18 protein-coding genes are annotated in these 19,909 nt (G+C 58.8%); 6 read left to right on the top strand and 12 right to left on the bottom strand.

Going from position 1 to position 19,909, the window contains the following annotated elements; genetic code table 11:
- Positions 1-71 precede the first annotated feature (71 nt).
- A complete protein-coding gene (gene rnc, locus ACI0FJ_RS10550) occupies positions 72-764 on the top strand; it encodes a ribonuclease III (protein WP_424302879.1) in 693 nt (230 codons plus the stop codon).
- Positions 765-925: 161 nt separating this feature from the next.
- Here rnc and ACI0FJ_RS10545 read toward each other — a convergent pair whose 3' ends face one another.
- Positions 926-1,801, bottom strand: a complete 876-nt coding sequence (locus ACI0FJ_RS10545) for a flagellin (protein ID WP_424302877.1) — start codon at positions 1,799-1,801, stop codon at positions 926-928.
- A 325-nt stretch (positions 1,802-2,126) separates the two neighbouring features.
- Between ACI0FJ_RS10545 and ACI0FJ_RS10540 the strand changes: the two genes are divergently transcribed.
- Positions 2,127-2,570 carry a flagellar protein FlaG gene (locus tag ACI0FJ_RS10540; protein ID WP_424302873.1) on the top strand — a complete coding sequence of 148 codons (444 nt, stop codon included), beginning with the start codon at positions 2,127-2,129 and terminating at the stop codon, positions 2,568-2,570.
- 220 nt (positions 2,571-2,790) lie between these two features.
- Here the strand turns inward: ACI0FJ_RS10540 and ACI0FJ_RS10535 are convergent, their stop codons facing one another.
- From ACI0FJ_RS10535 to queD, 9 genes are all read right to left on the bottom strand, one after another.
- Positions 2,791-4,440 (bottom strand): flagellar hook protein FlgE, encoded by a 1,650-nt coding sequence (locus ACI0FJ_RS10535; protein WP_424302870.1) that lies wholly within the window; start codon positions 4,438-4,440, stop codon positions 2,791-2,793.
- A gap of 61 nt (positions 4,441-4,501) precedes the next feature.
- Positions 4,502-5,371: a flagellar hook assembly protein FlgD gene (locus tag ACI0FJ_RS10530; RefSeq protein ID WP_424302867.1), complete on the bottom strand. Its 870-nt coding sequence runs from the start codon at positions 5,369-5,371 to the stop codon at positions 4,502-4,504.
- A gap of 25 nt (positions 5,372-5,396) precedes the next feature.
- Positions 5,397-7,187, bottom strand: a complete 1,791-nt coding sequence (locus ACI0FJ_RS10525) for a flagellar hook-length control protein FliK (protein ID WP_424302864.1) — start codon at positions 7,185-7,187, stop codon at positions 5,397-5,399.
- Positions 7,188-7,500: 313 nt separating this feature from the next.
- Positions 7,501-8,898 carry a glycosyltransferase family 9 protein gene (locus ACI0FJ_RS10520; RefSeq protein ID WP_424302861.1) on the bottom strand — a complete coding sequence of 466 codons (1,398 nt, stop codon included), beginning with the start codon at positions 8,896-8,898 and terminating at the stop codon, positions 7,501-7,503.
- The gene (locus ACI0FJ_RS10515) at positions 8,895-10,583 is read right to left on the bottom strand and encodes a glycosyltransferase (protein ID WP_424302858.1); all 1,689 of its coding nucleotides are present in this window, start codon (positions 10,581-10,583) and stop codon (positions 8,895-8,897) included. The genes ACI0FJ_RS10520 and ACI0FJ_RS10515 overlap by 4 nt, the downstream gene beginning before the upstream one ends.
- 11 nt (positions 10,584-10,594) lie before the next feature.
- Complete coding sequence (locus tag ACI0FJ_RS10510) at positions 10,595-12,388, bottom strand: CgeB family protein (RefSeq protein ID WP_424302855.1); 1,794 nt, start codon at positions 12,386-12,388, stop codon at positions 10,595-10,597.
- Between the two features lie 61 nt (positions 12,389-12,449).
- Entirely contained in the window at positions 12,450-12,875 is a 426-nt protein-coding gene (locus ACI0FJ_RS10505; protein WP_424302852.1) for an ATP-binding protein, read from the bottom strand.
- A gap of 95 nt (positions 12,876-12,970) precedes the next feature.
- Positions 12,971-13,441 carry a D-aminoacyl-tRNA deacylase gene (dtd, locus tag ACI0FJ_RS10500; protein WP_424302850.1) on the bottom strand — a complete coding sequence of 157 codons (471 nt, stop codon included), beginning with the start codon at positions 13,439-13,441 and terminating at the stop codon, positions 12,971-12,973.
- An 8-nt stretch (positions 13,442-13,449) separates the two neighbouring features.
- A complete protein-coding gene (gene queD / locus ACI0FJ_RS10495) occupies positions 13,450-13,833 on the bottom strand; it encodes a 6-carboxytetrahydropterin synthase QueD (protein WP_424302847.1) in 384 nt (127 codons plus the stop codon).
- Positions 13,834-14,000: 167 nt separating this feature from the next.
- Here queD and ACI0FJ_RS10490 point away from each other — a divergent pair, with 167 nt between their 5' ends.
- From ACI0FJ_RS10490 to ACI0FJ_RS10475, 4 genes are all read left to right on the top strand, one after another.
- Complete coding sequence (locus tag ACI0FJ_RS10490) at positions 14,001-14,519, top strand: nitroreductase family protein (RefSeq protein WP_424302844.1); 519 nt, start codon at positions 14,001-14,003, stop codon at positions 14,517-14,519.
- Entirely contained in the window at positions 14,519-15,157 is a 639-nt protein-coding gene (locus ACI0FJ_RS10485) for an MBL fold metallo-hydrolase (protein ID WP_424302842.1), read from the top strand. The genes ACI0FJ_RS10490 and ACI0FJ_RS10485 overlap by 1 nt, the downstream gene beginning before the upstream one ends.
- 224 nt (positions 15,158-15,381) lie before the next feature.
- Positions 15,382-15,729 (top strand): hypothetical protein, encoded by a 348-nt coding sequence (locus ACI0FJ_RS10480; protein WP_424302839.1) that lies wholly within the window; start codon positions 15,382-15,384, stop codon positions 15,727-15,729.
- Between the two features lie 129 nt (positions 15,730-15,858).
- A complete protein-coding gene (locus ACI0FJ_RS10475; RefSeq protein WP_424302837.1) occupies positions 15,859-16,464 on the top strand; it encodes an MBL fold metallo-hydrolase in 606 nt (201 codons plus the stop codon).
- A gap of 96 nt (positions 16,465-16,560) precedes the next feature.
- On the opposite strand, the gene ACI0FJ_RS10470 is transcribed toward ACI0FJ_RS10475, so the two are convergent.
- Both ACI0FJ_RS10470 and ACI0FJ_RS10465 read right to left on the bottom strand, forming a co-directional pair.
- Positions 16,561-17,928, bottom strand: a complete 1,368-nt coding sequence (locus tag ACI0FJ_RS10470; protein WP_424302834.1) for a nicotinate phosphoribosyltransferase — start codon at positions 17,926-17,928, stop codon at positions 16,561-16,563.
- 333 nt (positions 17,929-18,261) lie between these two features.
- The gene (locus ACI0FJ_RS10465; protein WP_424302831.1) at positions 18,262-19,611 is read right to left on the bottom strand and encodes a 4Fe-4S binding protein; all 1,350 of its coding nucleotides are present in this window, start codon (positions 19,609-19,611) and stop codon (positions 18,262-18,264) included.
- Positions 19,612-19,909 lie beyond the last annotated feature (298 nt).

The raw sequence follows: 19,909 nt of genomic DNA, 5'->3' as shown, positions 1-19,909 counted from the left end.
CAATGCGTACAAGGGTATACGGAGCCCTGTGTTGCCCCGGTTGCGGGGCTATTTGAAACAAAGGAGGAATAATGGCGGAGTTGAAAGAGTTGCAGCAGGTTCTGCACTATGAATTCAAGGATGAGAGTCTGCTTGTTACCGCGCTGACCCATTCTTCCCGTGTGAACGAGGGAGGGGGAGGCAGCGAAAGCAACGAGCGGCTGGAATTTCTCGGAGACGCGGTTCTTGAACTGTCCGTCTCCGAGGAGCTCTTTGCCCGCTTTCCCGAAGAACGTGAAGGGCGGCTGACCCGTTTGCGGGCCCGGCTTGTCAAGGAGTCCAGCTTGGCCGTCATGGCGCGGTCCATAGACCTGAATCGTTTTCTTCTGTTGGGGCGGGGAGAGGAAACCCAAGGCGGACGCGGCAGGGATTCCCTGCTTGCGGATGCCTTCGAGGCGGTTCTGGGAGCCATTTTCCTGGATGGCGGCTACGATGCGGGCAAAAGCTGCGTGTACAGGCTGTTCAGCAATTCCTGGCCGGAAACGGCAAGCCTGCCGCGCACCAAGGATTTCAAGACCGCCTTGCAGGAATATACGCAGCAGCAGTTCAAGCAGCGTCCCGTATACGGGCTGATGCGCATGACAGGGCCGGACCATGCCAAGGACTATGAGGTAAAGGTCAGCCTGCCGGATGGGAGGGAGTTTTCTGCCGAGGGCGCAAGCAAGAAGAAGGCCGAGCAGAATGCCGCGCGCAAGGCGCTGGCATCCATCGATAGCACAGAATAATCGCCAAAAAAACACGTCGGACGCCCGAAGGCGTCCGACGATCAGGAACGGCTTGACCTGCCCCCGGGGAAGAGGTGGGTTGACCGTCAATATCGTGACGAAGCACAGTCGCCTGACTGTGCTTCGATCATTTCTGAGGTATGTCCGCCAAATTCTGTCTATTAGCCGCCGATGAGCTGCATGGCCATCTTGGGCAGGCTGTTGGCCTGCGACAGCATGGCTGTTGCCGACTGGCTCAGAATCTGGTTGCGAACAAATTGAGTCATTTCCGTTGCCACGTCAACGTCGGAAATTCGTGATTCTGCCGCCTGCAGGTTCTCGGCCTGGATCTGGACGTTGGTAATGGTGTTTTCCAGGCGGTTCTGCATGGCGCCGAGGTGTGCCCGGATCTTATCCTTGGAGATGATGGCGGCGTTGATCTTGTCGAGGGAATCCTGGGCCAGTTCCTGGGTGGAAATGGAGTTCCCCGCAGCCAGTCCGACACCCAGTGCGGATGCGCTGGAGTTGCCGATGGTGACATAGTAATAGTCTTCGGCCGAGTCGTTGCCCGTGCCGAAGTGGACCTTCAGGTTACCCGTGGAGGTCAGGCCGGTACCGTCATGGGTGCCGGAGAGCTGTCCGTTCAGCAGGTAGATTCCGTTAAAGTCCGTAGCCATTGCGATACGGGTGATTTCCGAGGCCATTGCCTGGTATTCCGAATCGATAATGCCACGCTGGGTGGAGTTGTAGGTACCGGTGGAAGCCTGTTCCGCAAGTTCTTTCATGCGGATGAGCTTTTCGTCGATAACCTGAAGCGCGCCGTCAGCCGTTTGAATCAGGGAAATGGCATCGTTTGCGTTGCGCATGCCCTGGTTCAGGGTCTGAACGTCCGCACGCATGAGTTCGCGAATTGCCAAACCGGCTGCGTCGTCAGCCGCGGTTCCGATACGCAGGCCCGATGACAGGCGTCTGGTGGACACGCCAAGGCGTCCATACGCCTGGTCCAGACTGCGGGCTGCGCCCATCGCCATTAAGTTGTGATTGATAACCAGAGACATTGCCGAACCTCCTTGTTACTGCAAACCTTTCCTTAGGGTGCGTTGTTGTTCGGTATAATGCATTCTTGGTGCCATATATATTAAGATGAGTAAAAACAGTATGTTATTGTAAAAAATAAGAGTATGATGGGAAAAATAGAGTCAAAATTCGGAGTCTCCCGGCGAGGGCAGGGGATGATTGCGGGCGGGATATGCAGTTTTTTCCGCAAGCAGGGCGAGGCAGAGCAAAAGAAATAAAATTTCGTCCCCCTCTTAAGAAAATTCAAGAAGCAGCCGATAGGAAACGGTAAGAGGAGTTTTTTACCTGGTTATTTTTGGAGGCGTTATGGGCGATGTATATACGTTATATTCAGCTGCGGGTTTGGGGGGCGCTGTTGCCCGGCAGGTGAAGGTATCGCCGTTTGGTAACGAAGAAACGCGGCGATCCGCTTTGCAGGCGGAAAATGCTTCTGGAGCGGCGCAGTCGCCGGACGCCGCTGCAAAGGGAGCCCAGCCACAGAGCGCAAAGGCGGCTTCGGCGTATCTGCCGGACGCGGCGGGGCGAGGAAAGGAACAGGAAGGGGAGGGCTATTCCGAGTTGGAAGACTCTCTGGCATCGCACGGCCTGAAGCTCAAGTTCAAGGTGGATGAGAAAACCGACATCTTGCAGGTCGAGGTGCTCGATTCCACCACGGGGAAGACCGTTCGCAAACTTCCGCCCGACAATCTGCTTCAGCTGACCGCCTCCATAAAGGAACTTTCACGTGGGTTGCTGGACAGCAGTTTCTGAACGTTCTTTCCATATGTCGAAAAAAAGCCGCTCTGAATATTCAGGGCGGCTTTTTTTTTGCAGTACCCGGGGCCGTTGGTTGGTCGGGCCGACGGACCCGGGCATATGGAGAGTGAGTCTGGAGTCCTGCGGGTATGCTCCTTGGGAAAGACATATGTGTCTTCTGCCCGGAGCTTTTATGTGCGGCCCTTTCGGGCCGCACTGGTCAGCTAATTAGTTGTTATCTCTTGAGCATGATCAGTTCGCCGAGCATGCTGTCCGTGGTGGTGATGATCTTGGAGTTGGCCTGGAAACCACGCTGGGTGGTGATCATTTTTACGAATTCCTGGGCCATGTCCACGTTGGACTGTTCCAGCTGGTTGGAAGCGATGCTGCCCAGCCCCGCGCTGTTGGGCCGGTTGGTAATGGCCGAACCCGATTCCCTGGTTTCCGTGAACAGGTTGCCGCCGTCGCGCCGCAACCCCGAGTTGTTGTTGAAGTTTGCCAGTGTGACGACGAAGAGTTCCAGCACCTGGCCGTTGGAGTAGCGGCCCGTCATGACTCCGTCGCGGTCAATGGAGAGGTTTTGCAGAAAACCTGCCGTGTACCCGTCCTGCCCCTGGTCGATGGTGGTTGATCCCTGCGAGTAAGAGGTCGTGGTCAGTGCCGCATGTTCAACATCGGCAAAGCCGGGCAGAAGGGTCATGGTGCCGCCATCCGGGGACAGCCCGGTAAAGGCCGATGCTTGGTTGTAGCCGGGGTTGGTCCAGTTGCCCGAGGGGTTGCGCAGGCCGAAATCCAGTTCCATGAGAACGTTGGATGAGTTAACGGCCGAAGAGTTGACGAAACTGGCGTTGGAAACGCTCAGGAAGTTGGCGTCGATAACCGGGTAGCCGTTCTGCGAAAAACTGGAAGGCAATGTCCAGTTGGAAAGGGCGCGCAGGTTGGTCGGGTCGGGCATGGCGCCGGACTGGAGCATGAAGGTGGAAGTGTTTTCCATCTCGCCCGCGGAGTTGAAGGTGATGGTGCCCATGGCCAGCAGGCCGGCTGCGGAGGTATTGCGCAGCTGCACGTTGCCGCCGAGAACACGTCCGTCTTCGTCGGGGTCGCAGGTGACGATGTATTCCCACACCTGCTTGCCGCCCGAGTTGCTCAGCGTGACCGGATCGTAATAGACCGACAGGTTGTGCGAAGAGCCGTTTTCGTCATAGACCTTCATTGTGGTCTGGTAGGCATAGCTGGATTCGCCCAGAGGCGGTTCCTTGGTGGCGTCCCAGTTCTTTGCCATGGCAAAGAAGGGATCGGTGGGATCAAGGGAGTTGTCTTTTTCACCGGAATCCAGGTTGGTGAAAAAACTCACCCTGCTGGTCGCCTTGGGAGGCGACTGAAAGTTGTCCAGCCGGATGTTCGTGGGCACGCCCTTGATTCTGACGCTGCGGGACGTATCTTTTTCGTCCACCGTACCGCCCACCTGGGTGGAGGTCTGGTCCACTGCCCAGCCCTGCAGGACGTAGCCGTGCGGGTCTATCAGGTAGCCGTCCTTGTTGAAACGGAAGTTGCCGGCACGGGAGTAGTAGGTGGACTCGTCGCCCTGGGATTTGAGCACGAAGAATCCGTTGCCGCCGATGGCCATGTCCGTGGCCTCGTTGGTTGTTTCGAAAGACCCCTGGCCGTAGTCGGAATAGATGGCGCCCACGCGGACACCGCGACCTACCTGCCCCACGCCCTGGGATGTGGAAATATCCTGGGAAATTGCATCTTCAAAGAACATGCGCGAGCTTTTGTAGCCCACGGTGTTCACGTTGGCGAGGTTGTTGCCGATGACCGACATGCGTTCGCCGTGTGCTCCCAGACCGGTAATACCCGCGTAGAGGGATGCGGAAAGACTCATTTGTGACCTCCTTGACTCGTTTGACTCATACTCATTTCAGTTACGTGCCCTGTTGAAGAACTCAGCCCTCAGTCTCCGAGTCCTGACCATCTGAACCGGAATCGGGTTGTTCTTCCCCGGCAGTGCCGTCGGTTTCGTCTGTGGAACCTTCGGTCCCCTCCGAGCCCTCGGTTCCCTCGGAACCTTCGGTCCCTTCCGAGCCGTTGGTGCCATCTTTGGAACCGTCGGTGCCGTCGGTGGGTTCCTCGACCGTCTGCTGGGCTTTGACCACCTGCTTGACGTCGACGAATCTGACGGTTCTGCCATCTGCAAGGCGTAAATGTTGTTCGCCGTCTTCGGTAATGACTCCAACCACCTGTCCGCTGACCTGTGTATCGACCAGTATGGGTTCTCCGTCTTCACCTTCGGCAGCAATGGAAATTCCGTACACACCGTCTTTGACATCGGCGCCGGTCCAGTCGTAACCGTCCCAGTTGAATTCGTAGTTGCCAGGTGCCATGCCGCCGGTCTTGATGGTGCGGATGACGTTGCCCGACTTGTCAAAGATGTTGACGTAGACATGGGCGGCGGCTGAATCCAGCGAATAGTAGGCACTGCTGGTTGCGTCGCCGATCTTGCTCAGGCTGCTGCCGTCGGCCATGACCTGGGTGCCGATGAAGCCCACTGCGGACAGCATTTCCTGGCGTTGCCCGGCATCGTTGAGAGTGCCGATGCCTGCGTTGATCTGGGTAAGCTGTTCCAGAGACGAGAATTGTGCCAGCTGTGTGGTGAATTCCTTGTCTTCCATGGGGTTGAGCGGATCCTGGTTGCCCAGCTGGGCAACCAGCAACGTGAGGAAAGCATCCTTATCGAGCGCATCTTTGTGCTCGGCTTTGGTCGCATCTTTGGAAAATGCGTGTTCGGCTTGTCCTACGATGTTTCCGACTGGCATTGTCTTGCTCTCCGCTCTCTCAACTCTAGGCTACGTAGTGAACTCTTCCCTGGCCGATGAATCGGCGGGAGACACCACTTTCCACGTTTTGGGAAATATTTGCCGCCAGTCCCTGGCCGCGCAGATTGCGCATGCGGGTCCGGATTCTGGCCATTGCTTCGTGATCTGCTTCCATGTTGTGCTGCTGCCCGTTCCATTGCTGGCCCATGGAGTCGCGGGCAAGACCGGTCTGCACTTCCACCTGGCTTACCTTGACGCCTTGCTGGGCCAGGGTTTCCTTTACATGGGCAAGCTGGTCGGCCACGGCCTTGGTCACGTCCGCGTTTTCGGTGCGGATCATGGCCTTGAGTTCGCCGTTCTTGGACTGGTGCAGCATGACCTGAACCGTACCGAGTTCAACGGGCTTGAGCTGAATGGTCAGCTGCTTGGCACCGTTGCTGGCTCCCTTGAGCACGCCGGTTTCGATCTGCTTGAGAATTTCGTTCTTGCCGGACTTTGCGTCGAAGAGGTTGGCCTTGGCATTCGCGGCTTCGCTTGCGCTGCGGACCTGTCCCGTCGGGTTGGCGGCGGTGGTGTTCACCTTTCCCGTCAACTTGTCCATAAGCGCTTCCATTTCCGACTTTTCGGAAGTGGATTTGGTGTCCGGCTTGGGCAGGTCGTCGGTCTGTTCCTCGGTCTGTGCCGCGGCCTTGGCCAGCTTGGTCTGCTTCTTTGTGTCCTCGTCGCTGGTCTGCTTGCCGTTCTTGTCGGCCACCGCGGCGTCGTCCTTGAGCTGCTGCTTGTTCTTGGAATCGTCCGCGCCGTTGGCATCGGCCTGTGCCTTGCCGTCGTCGTTCTTGGCTTCCTTGCCTACGAATTCGGCAGCGGCCTTTGCATCCTTGCTGGCCTGAATCTGCTTGGCACTGTCGTCCTGTCCGTTGCCGGTCTTGGCAAGGGCCTTGTTCAGAAGATCGCGGATATCCTTTTGCAGTTCCTTGATGGAATCGGCGCTGGCCTGGACCTGTTCGGCCATATCCTTCTGCATGAGGGCCAGGGCGCTCTTCAGCGCGTCGGGGGACATCTCGGTCCCGGTCTTTTGCAGAAAAGAGGCGATCTCGGATGCGGTATTTCCACCGACATTCATGGCCTTGGCCAGAGCGGCCATTTCTTCCTTGTTGATGCTTACGGAAGAATCACTGGCAAGCTTGTCCAGCTGTGTCTGGAGCTGCTTCATAACCTTGCCGCCCTTGCCGTCGCTGATATCCTTGACCAGCTGCTCCGCCTTCTTGGGGTCGAAACCGACCTTCTGGAAAAGGCTGAGCAGGTTGTTGCGGTCTTCCTGGGTAAGGTCCACGAACTTGGCATTTGCCAGTCCGGCAATCTTTGCCTGGACCACGCCGATGAAGTCGGCCCAGGTCATTCCTGCCTGGCTGGACGCGCGTTCTTCGAGATCGCTGATTTCATCATCCGTGAACCCCTGCTTCTTGAGGCTTTTGCGGATGGCGTGGATGTCGGACTTGGAAATGGGGGTATCGAGCGCGGAATCATCTTCGCTCATTTCCTTTATCTTCTTGAAGGAGCTGGCGGCTCCGGAGGCGTTGTCCGTGTCGGTTCTTCTGTGAGCATACTGCGAAGCGTACTGCCGTCCCTGTTCGGTCAGGTCGTTGCGTACTTCGGTTACGGTGTCCTGCATCTGTTGCATGGCGTTGCTGGTTTGCTCCAGAAGTGCGTCGAAACGTGTGGAGGCGGCCTGCAGGTTTACCTGACTGGCATCGTGCGACAGCATGAGGCTGTTTGTACTTTGCTCGGTGGCATTGAAAGCGGGAATAAATTGCATGGCTCACTCTCCTTTGCGCCTTATGAATCAAAACCCATACCAGAAAAAATAGTTGTGTAAAAACAGTGTGTTGAGATTTCGGCGTTTGGGAGGAGGGTATTTTTTTCCGGGCAAAGCGGCCGCAAAGAGAAAAACACCAAGGGAAGGCGGCTGAGAACGGCACAAAAGCGTGGTTATTTCAAAAATCAGCCCTACGTCCAGAAAGGAATACGCAGGGCGTGGGCTTTTCTTTTGCTTGGTTTTTGAGGCCAGTTAAGCGGATCGGGCGGATGGGGCGTAGGGATCGGGCGTCGGGAACGGGCGGAAGAAAAGGTCAGGGCAGGGTGGCCAGAAGCTCCAGCCAGCCTGCGGCGTCGGCTTTGCTGGCCGGGGAGTAAAGGCTGTTTTCCAGGGCCATCTGCAGATAGCTTGCTGCCGGGCGGAATATCTGCGGCGTCTCTGCCCAGAAGTTTTGGGGCAGCCGGGCCTTGGAACCGGCAATGCCCAGGTGCAGCCGCCTGACGAACAGGGGGAGCTGCTTTTTGAAATGCAATGCGAGTTCGGGGTGGTTGTGGGCATATTCTCCCCAGGCGTCCACAACCACGTCCCTGTCCCAGCGCCGGAGGCGGTGGCCGAAAAAGGTACGCCAGAAAAGGGCCAGGGCAAGGCGGGGAGAAACCGGGCCGTTGCCGCGCAAATGGTAGTGGCCTTGCGGGGTACGGTCCGTAAGAAGACAGCGCAGTCCGGGCAAGGGCGTTGCCAGGGCTTCCTGCGGGGTTTTGCGGACGATGGCCGCGGCCAGGCGGCCGACCTTTTGCGGGGTGAAGGCGTCGTGGCAATGCAGCCGTTTTCGGGTACAGCGCCAACAGCCGGTACAGCTTACGCTGGAACGCAGAACGAAATGTCCTGGCTGGAACGGTCCGGTTTCCCAGGGATTGACCGGCCCCATGGACAGATTGAGCACGCGCGTGCCGGTCCAGGCCGCCAGATGCATGGGGCCTGTGTCCGGGGTGATGAAAAGCTGCAGGCTTTGGCCGAACAGGGCAAGCTCCTCAAGGCTGAGTTTGCCGCACATATCCAGGACCGGAGCGTCCAGGCCCTGTTGCACGGCCTGCCCCATTGCGACTTCGGCGGGGCCGCCGAACAGAACGGGTCGGAAATCCCGGCGCAGCAGTTCCTTTACCAGCCCCGCCCAAAAAGCGGGATCGGGCCTTTTTTCCGGTTCGCTGGCTCCCAGAAACAGACCGATGCGCTTGTCGTTTGGGCCCAGCCGACGAGGCTTGGGCCAGTCGGTAAGGCGAAAGGTCGGCGCATCAATCACGTCCATGGCGTTCATGTCCGCCCAATGCAGCAGGTTGTAGCGGTTGCCTTCCACTATGGAGGCCCGGTACAGCCGCCACGGGCCGACGATGGACCGGCGTCCGTCCGGCAGGATGGCCGGGCCGTACCGCTCGACCTCGGGGAGTTCGCCCACCAGACGGGCGGCCTGCTCCCTGTGGCTGAGGTTGAGCACGAAACGGTAGCGCCGGGTTTTCAACCGGTCGGCGGCGGTCCATGGAAAATAGACCGCTTGCGGACTGATCTTGAACATGGACGAGAAAAAACTTTCTTCGCCCACAACCCAAACCTCGTTTTTCGGATGCATTTTGTGCAGCCAGGTGATGAGCGGAAAGGTCAGGATGAGGTCGCCCATACGCTCCATCTGGAGGACCAGTATGGGATCGTTGCTCATGGCTTGTCGTCCCCTGCGCGGCTCTCCTTGGGGCTGGAAGGGGCCAAGGGAATCCCCTGAAGTGCGGACTGGATGTCTGTGCGCAGGGCCTCGCGGTCGGCCAGCATGATGCGCCGGATAAGGTCGGGTTCGTGCTTCATGTGCAGCTTGTAGCTGTTGGCATGGCCCGAGGCATAGGCACTGTCCGAAACCGAGGCCAGCTTGCCCGTGGACTTGGCGTGGCGGACACGGACAAATCCGGTATACACGGGCGGCGTGCCAGCCGCGCAGAGCCGGATATCATGGTCCAGATCGTCGTATTGGGAAGGGGAAAAGCGGATGTCGAAGCCGCCGCTGCGCTTCAGGGTGGCAGTGCGGAACAGATGCAGGCAGCCCGTGACCGAGGCGCAGCCACGGATGTAATCGTATTGTCCGAAGTCCAGTTCCTGGCGGTGGGGACGCGCCACGTGGAAAAGATGGCCCTCGTGCTCCGGGGTGTCCGTGGGCGGCAGCAGGTGCAGGTCCACGCTCTGGATAAAGGCCGGGTTGTCCTGGTCCACCACCTTGCAGCCCCAGGCCCCGGCATCGGGATACGCGGCCACGGCCTGGCCGAAGCCGCTCAGCCAGGCCGGTTCCACCTGGGCGTCGTCGTCCAGAAAGGCGATCCACTCGGTCTCTTGGTCCAAGCACTTTTGGATGAGCCAGTTGCGGGCGGCCGGAGCGCCGATGTTGATGGGCAGGCGGATGACCTCGAAGCGTTCCCTGGGCACCCGGTTGCTCCAGGCGGAAAGAATCTCGGGCGTGGCGTCGGTGCAGCCGTTGTCCAGCACCCGTACCACGGCTCCATCTATATCCGAGGCCAGATCCGAGGCCATGAGTGCGTCCAGGGTCTGGTTCAGGTCGTCGGCCTTGTTATAGGTATATAGGCAGATGTTCGTTCGTCCGGACAGGCTGCTTTTGGGCCGGTCGGTCAGATATTCGCGGCGGCGCAGGGCCGCGTTGGTGTGCCAGGGAAAGGCCTGGAGCAGTTCGGTGCAGGCGCGTACGGCCCGGGGTGTGTTTCCTTCGCGATACAGGGCTTCGGCCAGCCGCAGTCGTGCCTGAATCCAGGGCGCACCGGCCAGGGCCGATGTGTAGGTGGCGCAGGCCCGGTCATATTTTCCTTTCTGAAAAAGAATATCCGCACTCAGCCGCAGGCGCAGTTGTTCAAATTGTTTGAGTGCGGGACGGGACATGAGGCTCATGGCACCGGAAAAATCGCCCACGGCCATGCGCAGGGAGATGAGGTGGCGCAGCCAGAACAGATTGTCCGGCTCCTTGTCCGTCATGTTGGCGAGATAGGTCTCCAGCTTGGCAGTCTGGTTCTGCCGGGCCAGCCGCGACAGGTAGCGGATGTCTTCGGGCTGGCGGGTGGCCTTGAGCACCCCATGCAGTTCGGTCCGCAACGGCGTACCAAGGAAGGGGCTTTGTTTGTCCAGGGACAGAGCCAGAGTTACTGCGGACGCGTCCAGCGGTTCGGCTTCCAGGGCACAGAAATGCAGGTCGCGGCCCAGAAGGAAAAGTTCCCTGGCATGTTTTCCCCCCTGTCCGGCAAGGGCCAGCACATGGGCGGCAGCCTGCTGCAGGTGTGCTCTGCCTCCGATGGCGGTAAGCAGAGCCAGGTCTGTCTCCGCGTCGGCCTGGGCAACATGAAGTACTTGGGGCATATCTTTTCCGGCTATTTATAGATGTTGAACATGGCGCGCATAAGCTTTTCCATGCGGTGTTCGTAAGTATGCTGGGCCAGCACCCTTTTTCGGGCGGCCTGGGTAACGGCCTGCCGTTCTTCGGGATGTTCCAGGTAGTGGCGGGCCATGTCCGTGGCCTCGGCAGGGCTTTTGTACACGGCCACTTCCCTGCCCGGTTCGAAAAGTTCCTCGATCTGGTCGCGGTGGTCGGTGAGCAGGAAGGCACCGCAGGTCGGAACGTCAAAGACGCGCTGGTTGACCGCACCCTTCATCTGCAGGCTGGTGCAGTTGAAGTTGATCCGGCTGCAGGGATAAAACAGCGGCAGGTCGGTATAATAGCTGAGTTCCTTGTGCCAGCGCCAGGCGGTTCCTTCATCGGCAAAGGTTTCCTTCCAGCCCGGATCGCCCACGATGAGGGGGGTAAACGGCAGCATGGCCCGGACACAGCTCGTCCGGTACTGGCGGGTGGATTCCCAGGTGATAAGGGTGTCGAAAGCCAGCTTGCGTTCCGGTGTGGCAAGGCTTTCGTAGCCATCCACAAGTTCTGGGTGGCGTTGGTGTAGAAAGTCTGCGGCATTGCGATGCCGGGATTTGCCGAATTCGTGAGCAAGGCTGGGGTAGGCTTTGGTCAGGTCTGGGGATGGATCAGCTGCTTCCAGTCTCCGCCGGGTTTTGATGACCATGGAGTTGCCCACAAACGAAACCGGGGTTTTCCATTCTTTGGGGACCTGGGCATTGGGCTGAGGACGGAATCGTTGTACATCTGCGGCAAGGGGGAGATGGAAAACATGCTCGAAACCGAGGGCCCGCAGGGTGGGTATATTGTCCACGTCCCAGGTGAACAGGGTGGTCCAGGGATTCACCAGCTTGGAATACATGGAAAGAATCAGGTGGGGGTTGTCCACGAACCAGGAGGCCAGGGGAAGACCGAGCTTTTCCAGCAGATCCGAGAGAATGCCCTCGCGGTCCACGCCCAGATGGTTGACGGTAAGCACGAAGTCCGGGCGAAAGTTCAACACGGCCTGGAGCAGGTCTTCCACGAATTCTTCGCGTCCCAGTTCCTTGGCCCCGATATCCAGCAGCTGATGGGGAACCTGCATGCGTTCGCACGCGGCCTTGAGTTCGCCCATGAGAAAATATTGGCTGGTCAGCAGCAGGATGCGCGGCGGCCAGCTTTTGAATTTGGCGTACCGGGCCTTGCCCCAGAAATCGAAACTCCGGCTTGCCTCCAGAGAGCGCCGCAAGGTCCCGTAGAAATCTGCATCCAGCCGCAGATACACGGGATGGTGCAGCGGAACCAGAGGGCGGTTGCCGTGCTCCATCTGCCATTTGGTCAGGGCCTTGAGCGCGTCCTTGGGCGAGTCGGAAGCGATCCACGTGACGCGGGGATGGTTGCGGTATCTCTCTGCCGTCCCGGAAATTTGGGAAATGACGGCTTCCCTGTCGATGACGGCCACGGGAAGGGCTGGCTCGGTCTTTTCCAGCAGCAGCTCCAGGCCGTACCCCAGGCCGGTGCCCAACAACACGGGCAGGCAGTCCGTGGCCAGGGCATCGGCCAGAAAAGCACGGATGGGGCGCTGTTCTGTAAGGGGGCCGGAGCGTCCGCACAAATGACGGGTTTTGCCGTCGGGAAAGGTCAGAACAATGTCTTGGAGTTGGGCGTCATCACCCTGGTCACTCTTGTATTGTGGTGTCGCCTGGTACAGCGAGGAACGTTTGGGGGAATCGCCAGCCCTGGGGGTGGTGCGCGGTTTTTTGGATGGTCGGGATGCGGATCGGGACACTTGGTTGTTCCTTTCGGCTGGAGTTAGCGCCGCGGGAGCCAGGCGTTTCCTCTCGGCAGGATCATTTTTTCCACTGGTCCGCAGGGATGAGCTTGCGCACGAAAAGGGTGGTGGAATTTTCGTCGCTTTTCACTTCAAAAACATCAGACAGCTCGGACATGATGAACAGACCGCGCCCGCCCTCGGCCAGGGGGCCGGGATCGCACGGAGTGGTCTTGTCCTGTTCCAGCCCCACGCCCCAGTCCGTTATGGAGATGTCCACATGCTTTTCATCCTCTATTTCCAGCACCATTTCCACATCGCCCTTGAGCGTGCCGTTGCGGTAGCCGTGGCGTACCACGTTGGCGCAGCCTTCGGTCATTATGAGATCCAGCTCGTGGATGGTTTCCCAGCTCAGGATGGTGTCTGCAAGTATGCAAACCGCAGCCTTGGCCAGTTTTCTGCTGGCCTCCGGTGTAGCACCGGTTCTCAAGACGAATCGCGACATGGTTTCCTCTAATTGCAAGGCTTGCGGCCATGGAGCGGCATATGCCCGTCATGCTCTTTTACGTGCATGCATAATCGCCGTCAGCGTGTCTTGTGTCAACTCTCGAACATCTGGCTGTCCAGCATGATGGTGACCGGTCCCCAATTGACCAGGGAGACGTCCATCATTGCGCCGAATTCGCCCCGCTCCACCCGGCCGGGCATGGCCCGTTCCAGGTCGGTGAGCAATTGTCCGTACAGGGCTTCGGCCACGTCGGGGGCTGCAGCTGATGAGAAGGACGGTCTGCGCCCCCGGCGGCAGTCCGCGTATAGCGTGAATTGCGAAACACACAGGATGCTTCCGCCGTATTCCTTGATGCTCAGGTTCATCTTGTCCTGGGCATCGGGAAAGATGCGCAGGTCCAGCATCTTGTCCACCGTGCGTTGCCAGGGCGTGGATTCCCAGGCGTCGGGCCCGTCGTCCGGGCCGAAACCGGCCAGCACCAGCAGTCCGGCGTCTATCCGGCCCACGGTGCGTTCCTTCACATCCACACGCGCGCTGCGTACCCGTTGCAATAAAAGGCGCATCACAGACCTCAGTCTTCGTAATAGGTGGCGGACTGTCCGGCTTTTTCCGAAACAGTGACTTCCTGCAGGACCACATCGTAGGCGGCCAGCCGGGCTTTGATCTCCCCGAACACATACCGGGCGATGTGCTCGCTGGACGGACTGATGCCTTTGAAGATTTCCAGCTTGTTCAGATGTTTGTGGTCCAGGGTGTCGAGGACGTCGTCCGTGGTCTTCTTGAGTATCTTGAAGTCCAGCAGCATGCCTGTGGACGGATCGGGATTTTCCCCCTGCACCACGACCTCCACGCCGAAGTTGTGGCCGTGCAGTTCCTCGCATTTGCCGCAATAGTTTTCTATCTGGTGGGATGCGGAAAATTCCCGCACCACGGTAAGGCGATAATGGCCCGCCATGTGTTCTCCGTATGGGTTAAACGCTGCCCCGGCCGTTGCCTGGAATGCAAAACCGGCAGCGGTCTTTTGTTCCGGGCCAATGTAGTATTACACGGGCCGGGCTGGCAAGTGGCCGGTACAGGGTGCCATTTCTTGCCCGCCCGTAGCGGCTCTGATACATAAAACCGATGGATGAACGCACAATACTACTCGATGCTCTGAGGCAAAGGCGCAGTATCCGCAAGTTTACGGATGAAGCGCTGACCAACGACGAAATTCTGGCCGTTCTCGAAGCCGGACGCTGGGCCCCCAGCGGGATGAACAACCAGCCCTGGCGTTTTCTGGTTCTCCGCTCCGGGGATGAACGGTGCGAGGCACTGGCCGGGCTGACCAAATACAGCCATGTTCTGCGCGGGGGCGATACCCTGTTCGTGGTGCTTTTGGACAAGGCCGCCATGTACAGTCCGCGCAAGGACTACCAGGGCGCGGGGGCATGCATACAAAATATGCTGCTGGCCATCCATGGCCTTGGCCTGGGCGCGGTCTGGCTGGGCGAGATAATCAATCAGGAGGCCGAGGTCCTGCCCGCACTGGGGCTGGATGCGGACGCCTATGAACTTATGACGGTGATTGTGGCCGGACACCCCGCCCAAAAGGGCTCTTCCGACCGGAAACCATTGTCCGAGCTTTTACTGGAGAAAATATAATGTCTGCATTTCCCCTTCCCATTCAGGTCGAGACCCTTCACCTCGGCCCTCTGGAAACGAACTGTCATGTAGCCTGGCGGGACGGCCATGCAATTGTTGTCGATCCCGGTGGCGAACCTTCGGCTGTGGTTGCCTTTCTCAAGGAAAAGAACCTGAAGCTGGACCGCATTCTGGTGACGCACATGCATTTCGACCATGTGCTGGGGTGCGCCGAACTGAAGCGGCTGACCGACGTGGATATCTGGTCTCCCAAGGGGGACGAGGTGCTGATGACAATGGACATCGGCAGTGGCGGAATGATGGGACTTCCCAGGGTGGAGCCGTTTGAGCGGACGCTCATTGAGCCGGGAACCTTCGAGCTGCTGGGCCAGCCCTGCCACGCCCTGCACACGCCCGGACATTCCCAGGGCAGCCTGTCCTATCATTTTCCGGAAGCGGGACGTCTGTTCTGCGGCGACGTGCTCTTTTACCGGAGCATCGGCCGGAGCGACCTGTATGGCGGCGACCAAGCCGTGCTGGAAAAATCCATCCGCGAGGTCATCTACACCCTGCCCGGGGCAACGGTGGTTCACCCCGGCCATATGATCGATACCACGGTGGGAGATGAAAAGGCGCATAATCCGTACGTGCGTCTGTAAACCGGAGCAAGAAATGTCTCTGCGCAAAAAGGCGGAAACCACCCCGCCCGAAAAAATGGTGGTGGACCAGCGCGGCAAGTGCTGAGGCGTCGGTCTGGAGATCGGGTGGTACACCCGGTTCTATTCGGCTGGCGACAGTTTTACGGCGCTCATCGACAAACGCCTGCTCAAGCAGGTGGCCTACCATGTTCCCTCGGAAAGCGGGTGGACGTGGGAAGTCTTTGATGAGCCCGACCACTTGCGCCTTGAATTCACGCGCACGGGCCGGAAACAGCCCGGTGGTGGAGAATAACAAGGAAGCGCAGTTTGCTGTTACAGCCTCGGCCGGGTCGTTCCAGGCCACCACGGCCGAGGCTTCCCCGCCCTTGTCCGCACAGTTTCGGATACGATTTCGACTCAAAAAGAAGGGGCTGTACCAGATGGCCTCCCACGGCATTTGGGGGGCTACCGGAAATGGCCTAAGAGCATTGTGGCAACTCATCGCCACCAAAGAGCTTCGGCACTACCTGTTATTTTGTTGGAAGCCCTTGGGGCAGACCAGACACCCGAGCAAGACGATGGTTTCTCCATGACAACGATCATCCCCCTTGAGATCACGCAAGTGATCGGAAGCGAACAGATCACCATTTATCCGACTCTTCTCACGACAAAGACATCGGTCCTCCTCTTCGACGCCTGTCTGCCCCGGCAGATCGACCAGCTTGAGGAAGCATTGGGCCGCCATGGCTGCTCCTTTGATGGGCGTCACTCATATCATCGTCAGCCACCAGGACCACGACCATGTCGGGTCACTGGCAGCGATCAAGCGCAGAAACAAGGGAATCACTGTCATTTCAAGTGAAATTGAAGCGCCCTATATTTCTGGAAAAAAAGAATCCCTGCGCATTGTCCAGGCAAGGGAATACAACAAAACCCTTTCGGGAGAAGCGTTGCAATGGGGAGAGGAATTTCTCGGGTATCTGCAAACCATAGAGCCGTGCGCCATTGACAAAACCGTCCCGGCGCAGCCCGAAGATTTCAACGACGATATAACCATACTGCCCACTTTCGGCCATACACCGGGCCACATTTCCCTCTTCGTTCACAGCTCACGGTCTTTTATCGCCGGAGATTCCCTTGCCGTGGAACATGGCGAACTCTCCATTGCCAATCCCCAATTCACGCTGGATATGGACAGATGTGTCCAAACAATACATGAGATTTGGGAACTCAAACCAACCAGTATTTTTTGTTACCATGGGGGGATGATGGACAATAGCGACAATGCCGCCATGGATGATCTGCTCTCCCGACTACAGAGGCAATAAACGGCTGACAATCCGTTCGATTTCATTTGCAGAAAAACGAAAATCCCCGAAGAGAATCTCTCCGGGGATTTTTTTTATCGAGTGGCGAATCGAGGTTCAGGATTTGGCCCGTTGCAGGATCTGCCGACGGGTTTCTTCCAAGGCCTGGCTTATGGTGACCGGATAATGCGCGCTGCCCGTCAGGGAAAGCAGTTCGCCGGGCAGCAGTTTTTTTTCTTCTGCAAAGTTTTGCCGGGCCTGATGGTGGTCGGGCAGTCCGGGAAGTATTTTTCCGTCGCGCATGACCTGCTGGAGCAGGGGCCTGCCCGGACAGTCCTCGTCGGCTCTGGCCACCACGTCGCCGAGGGCCTTCCCGTTTTCTGTCATGCGGAACACCTGCTTGCGGCCCGGATAGCTCTGCTTTTTCCCGGCGTTTTTCACCCGTCCCTCACCGGCGTAGGCTGCCAACTTGTAGGAGAGGTCTATGCCGGGAGCATCGCTGGATACGGCCATGCGCGAGCCCACGCCAAAGCTGTCCACGGGCGTGCCCTGGGCCAGCAGGTCGGAAATGGCGTATTCGTCCAGCCCGCCGCTGAGCACGATGCCGACCTGGGAAAGCCCGGCCTTGTCCAGCTTTTCGCGGGTCTGGCGGGTCAGCTCGGGCAGATTGCCGGAATCCAGGCGCACGGCCTTGATGCGGAAGGCGTCGCCCATTTCCTTGGCCAAAGCGATGACCTTGTCCACTCCGGCCATGGCGTCGTAGGTGTCCAGCAGCAGGATGGTGTCCGGGTAGCACTCGGTAAAGCGGCGCATGGCGTCCATTTCCGAGCCATGGGCCTGGATGTAGCTGTGGGCCAGGGTGCCGGTAACGGGCATTCCGTAAATCTGTCCGGCCTGGGTGTGGCTGGTGCCGCTCAACCCGGCCACGTGGTAGGCGCGTGCGCCCTTGAGCCCGGCGTCCAGGCCGTGGGCCCGGCGCAGGCCGAAGTCGAACACCGGCCTGCCGTCCGCCGCCTGCATCACCCGTGCGCCTTTGGTGGCAAGCACGGTCTGGATGTGGATCTGGTTCATTACGAACGTTTCCACCAGCTGGGCCTGGGGCATGGGGGCTTCTATTTCCAGCACAGGTTCCAGGGGGAAGAACGGGGTGCCCTCGGCCATGGCGTAGACGTTTCCGGTAAACCGGAAATCCTTGAGCCAGACCAGGAAGTCCTCGCTAAACGTGCCCAGGGAGTGCAGATAGTCGATTTCGTCGGGCCGGAAATGAAGATTTTCGAGATAATTCAGAACTTCGGCCAGCCCGCAGGCCACAAGGTAGTTGCGGTTATTGGGCAGCCGCCAGGGAAAAAGGCTGAACACCGCCGTGTCGAACATGGACTCGCGCCAGTACGCCTGGAGCATAGTCAGTTCGTAGAGGTCGGTGGCCAGGGCGGAATCGGGAACATATGCATGTTCCCGGTTTCCGTTGGGAGTGGGAGTGGACATTGGGTCTCCGCGTGCTTTTGGGGTGGCAACGGGGCCTGTTGGCCCTCGCGGAATCGATGCGTTGGGAACCGAATCGAAACGCGCGCATTCTTCACTTTTTTGTCGTCGTGTTCAAGGGCTGGAAGGAGAAAATAATACGCTGGGACTGCTATATATTTTTTGGAGCTGTAGAAAAAGGCATATGAGCCTGGTTGCCGCGATACTTTTCAACTTCTCGCGTACAAAAAAACAGCTTCTGCCTGGACTTTTTCTCGCCCTTGCGCTGGAAAATAGATTGGGCGGAAAAGTCCAAGGCTGCCTTCCACCAGCTGGGGCAATCTCCTTGTGGAAAGTTCAGATGCGGGCCGTTGCCAGGAAAACGGCGTGCAGAATAACCACCAGCCCGACAAAGACCGGCCGTGCAATGGAAGCACAGCCTCCATATAATGTATAGTGCATGGTGCTGTGCGGGCAGGCGGCCACGCAATCGCCGCACAGGGTACAGGTGGGGCCAGGCTTTCCCCGCATAATGGCATCGGGTGTGAGCGCGGCGTAGCGGCAGGCGCGGGAGCATGCGCCGCAGTGGGTGCAGTCCTGCCCCATGTCCATGCGCCAGGGGGATATCCGGCCCAGGGTGGTTGTGAGCCAGCCAATGGGGCAGAACAATGTGCAGTGCGCCATGAAGCCCCAGCGGCGGGAAAGGAAGAACATCACGCCCAGTCCGATGATCCCGAAAATGGCTGCGGGCCAGATTGCTGTGGTGCCGGGGACGCCGGCAGCGCGAAGGCCGAGGGCCGTTGCGCAGACAAGGATAAGTATGACCAGCCGCGACCATTTGATGAGGCGGGCCAGGCGGGGTGATAACGCGCGAGGTGTTTTTTTGCGCCGGGAAGCCAAGTCGTCCCAGGCTCCGATGTAGCACAGGTGGCTGCACCAGGCCGGGCCGAGAAGCAGCACGGAAACGCCCAGCAGGATGGGCATGAACAGCCCACCTCCCCGGTACAGCGGGCCTGCGACAATAAGGGCGGGCACGGGCAGGTGAAGTTTGCCAGTCATAAGCATTTGCTCCATGCCGGCCAGCCCCAGGAAAAGCTGTACAAAAAAGACTGCGGAGAACCCGGCCCAGATGATGGGGCGCAGGCCCCCTGCACCGGGACGGCGGGTGGGATTGATCAGCCGGGCGGCCAGCCATTGCCCATACAGGGCCAGACAAAATATTTCCAGGCCTCCCCAGCCGGAGCCCCCAGAGTTTCCGGTTGGATAACGGTCGGCCAGCAGGATGGGAAAGGGCGTTTTGCTGCGGGCAATAAGCAGCAGCACGGCTATTCCAAGAAAGACCAGGGACCGGAGCCGCCCGTGGGCAGTGATCAGAGGGAAGGTTTTTTTCCTCAGGGAAGTGCAGAGCGCGGCAGCTGCGGCCAGAGCCGAGGCGCACAGACAGGCCATGATGAAAAGCAGGCGGGTCCAGGGCAGCCCCGCAGTTGCCCGAAAGCGGACAAGTTCCGCGCCGGTGTCGGTCCATACTATGGAAGAAGTCAGAAAGAATACGGCCAGGACAGGCCGGAGCCAGTCCGCACGGCAGAAGGCCCCAAGGCCGAGGCCCGCACAGGCGATTGCCAGGCCTTGTTCTCCGGCATGCAGAAAGTGCGCTCCGGTCAGCAGGCAGTTGAGGCAGATGAAAAGGCGGAGCAGGCTGTGGGGCATTACGTTTCCCTGAACGATTTGCTGGAGTTGCACTGCGGGGGGCAGTAAAAAGCAGGTTTGTTTCAGGGAAGAGCGTACGGAAAAAGAGGAAATGTGTCTTTGATTTGAGTCAAATAAAGGGACAGGAAGCAGGTTGTGGAAAAAACGGGGTGCAAGGAAAAGAGGCTTGAAAAGGAAGGGAGGAGAGGAGGCCGGGGTGGGGTCGGCCTCTCTCTCCGTTGGGAGCGGGGTGGGTTAAGCCCCGTGTCAGTAGGATAGGATGGGGATGATCACAGACAGCGACCAAAGTATGGGAGTC

This window comes from Desulfovibrio sp. 7SRBS1, from assembly GCF_049723905.1.
Classification (GTDB): Bacteria; Desulfobacterota; Desulfovibrionia; order Desulfovibrionales; family Desulfovibrionaceae.
The sequence above is the reverse complement of the archived record's forward strand: the minus strand, read 5'-3'. Positions and strand labels throughout refer to the sequence as shown.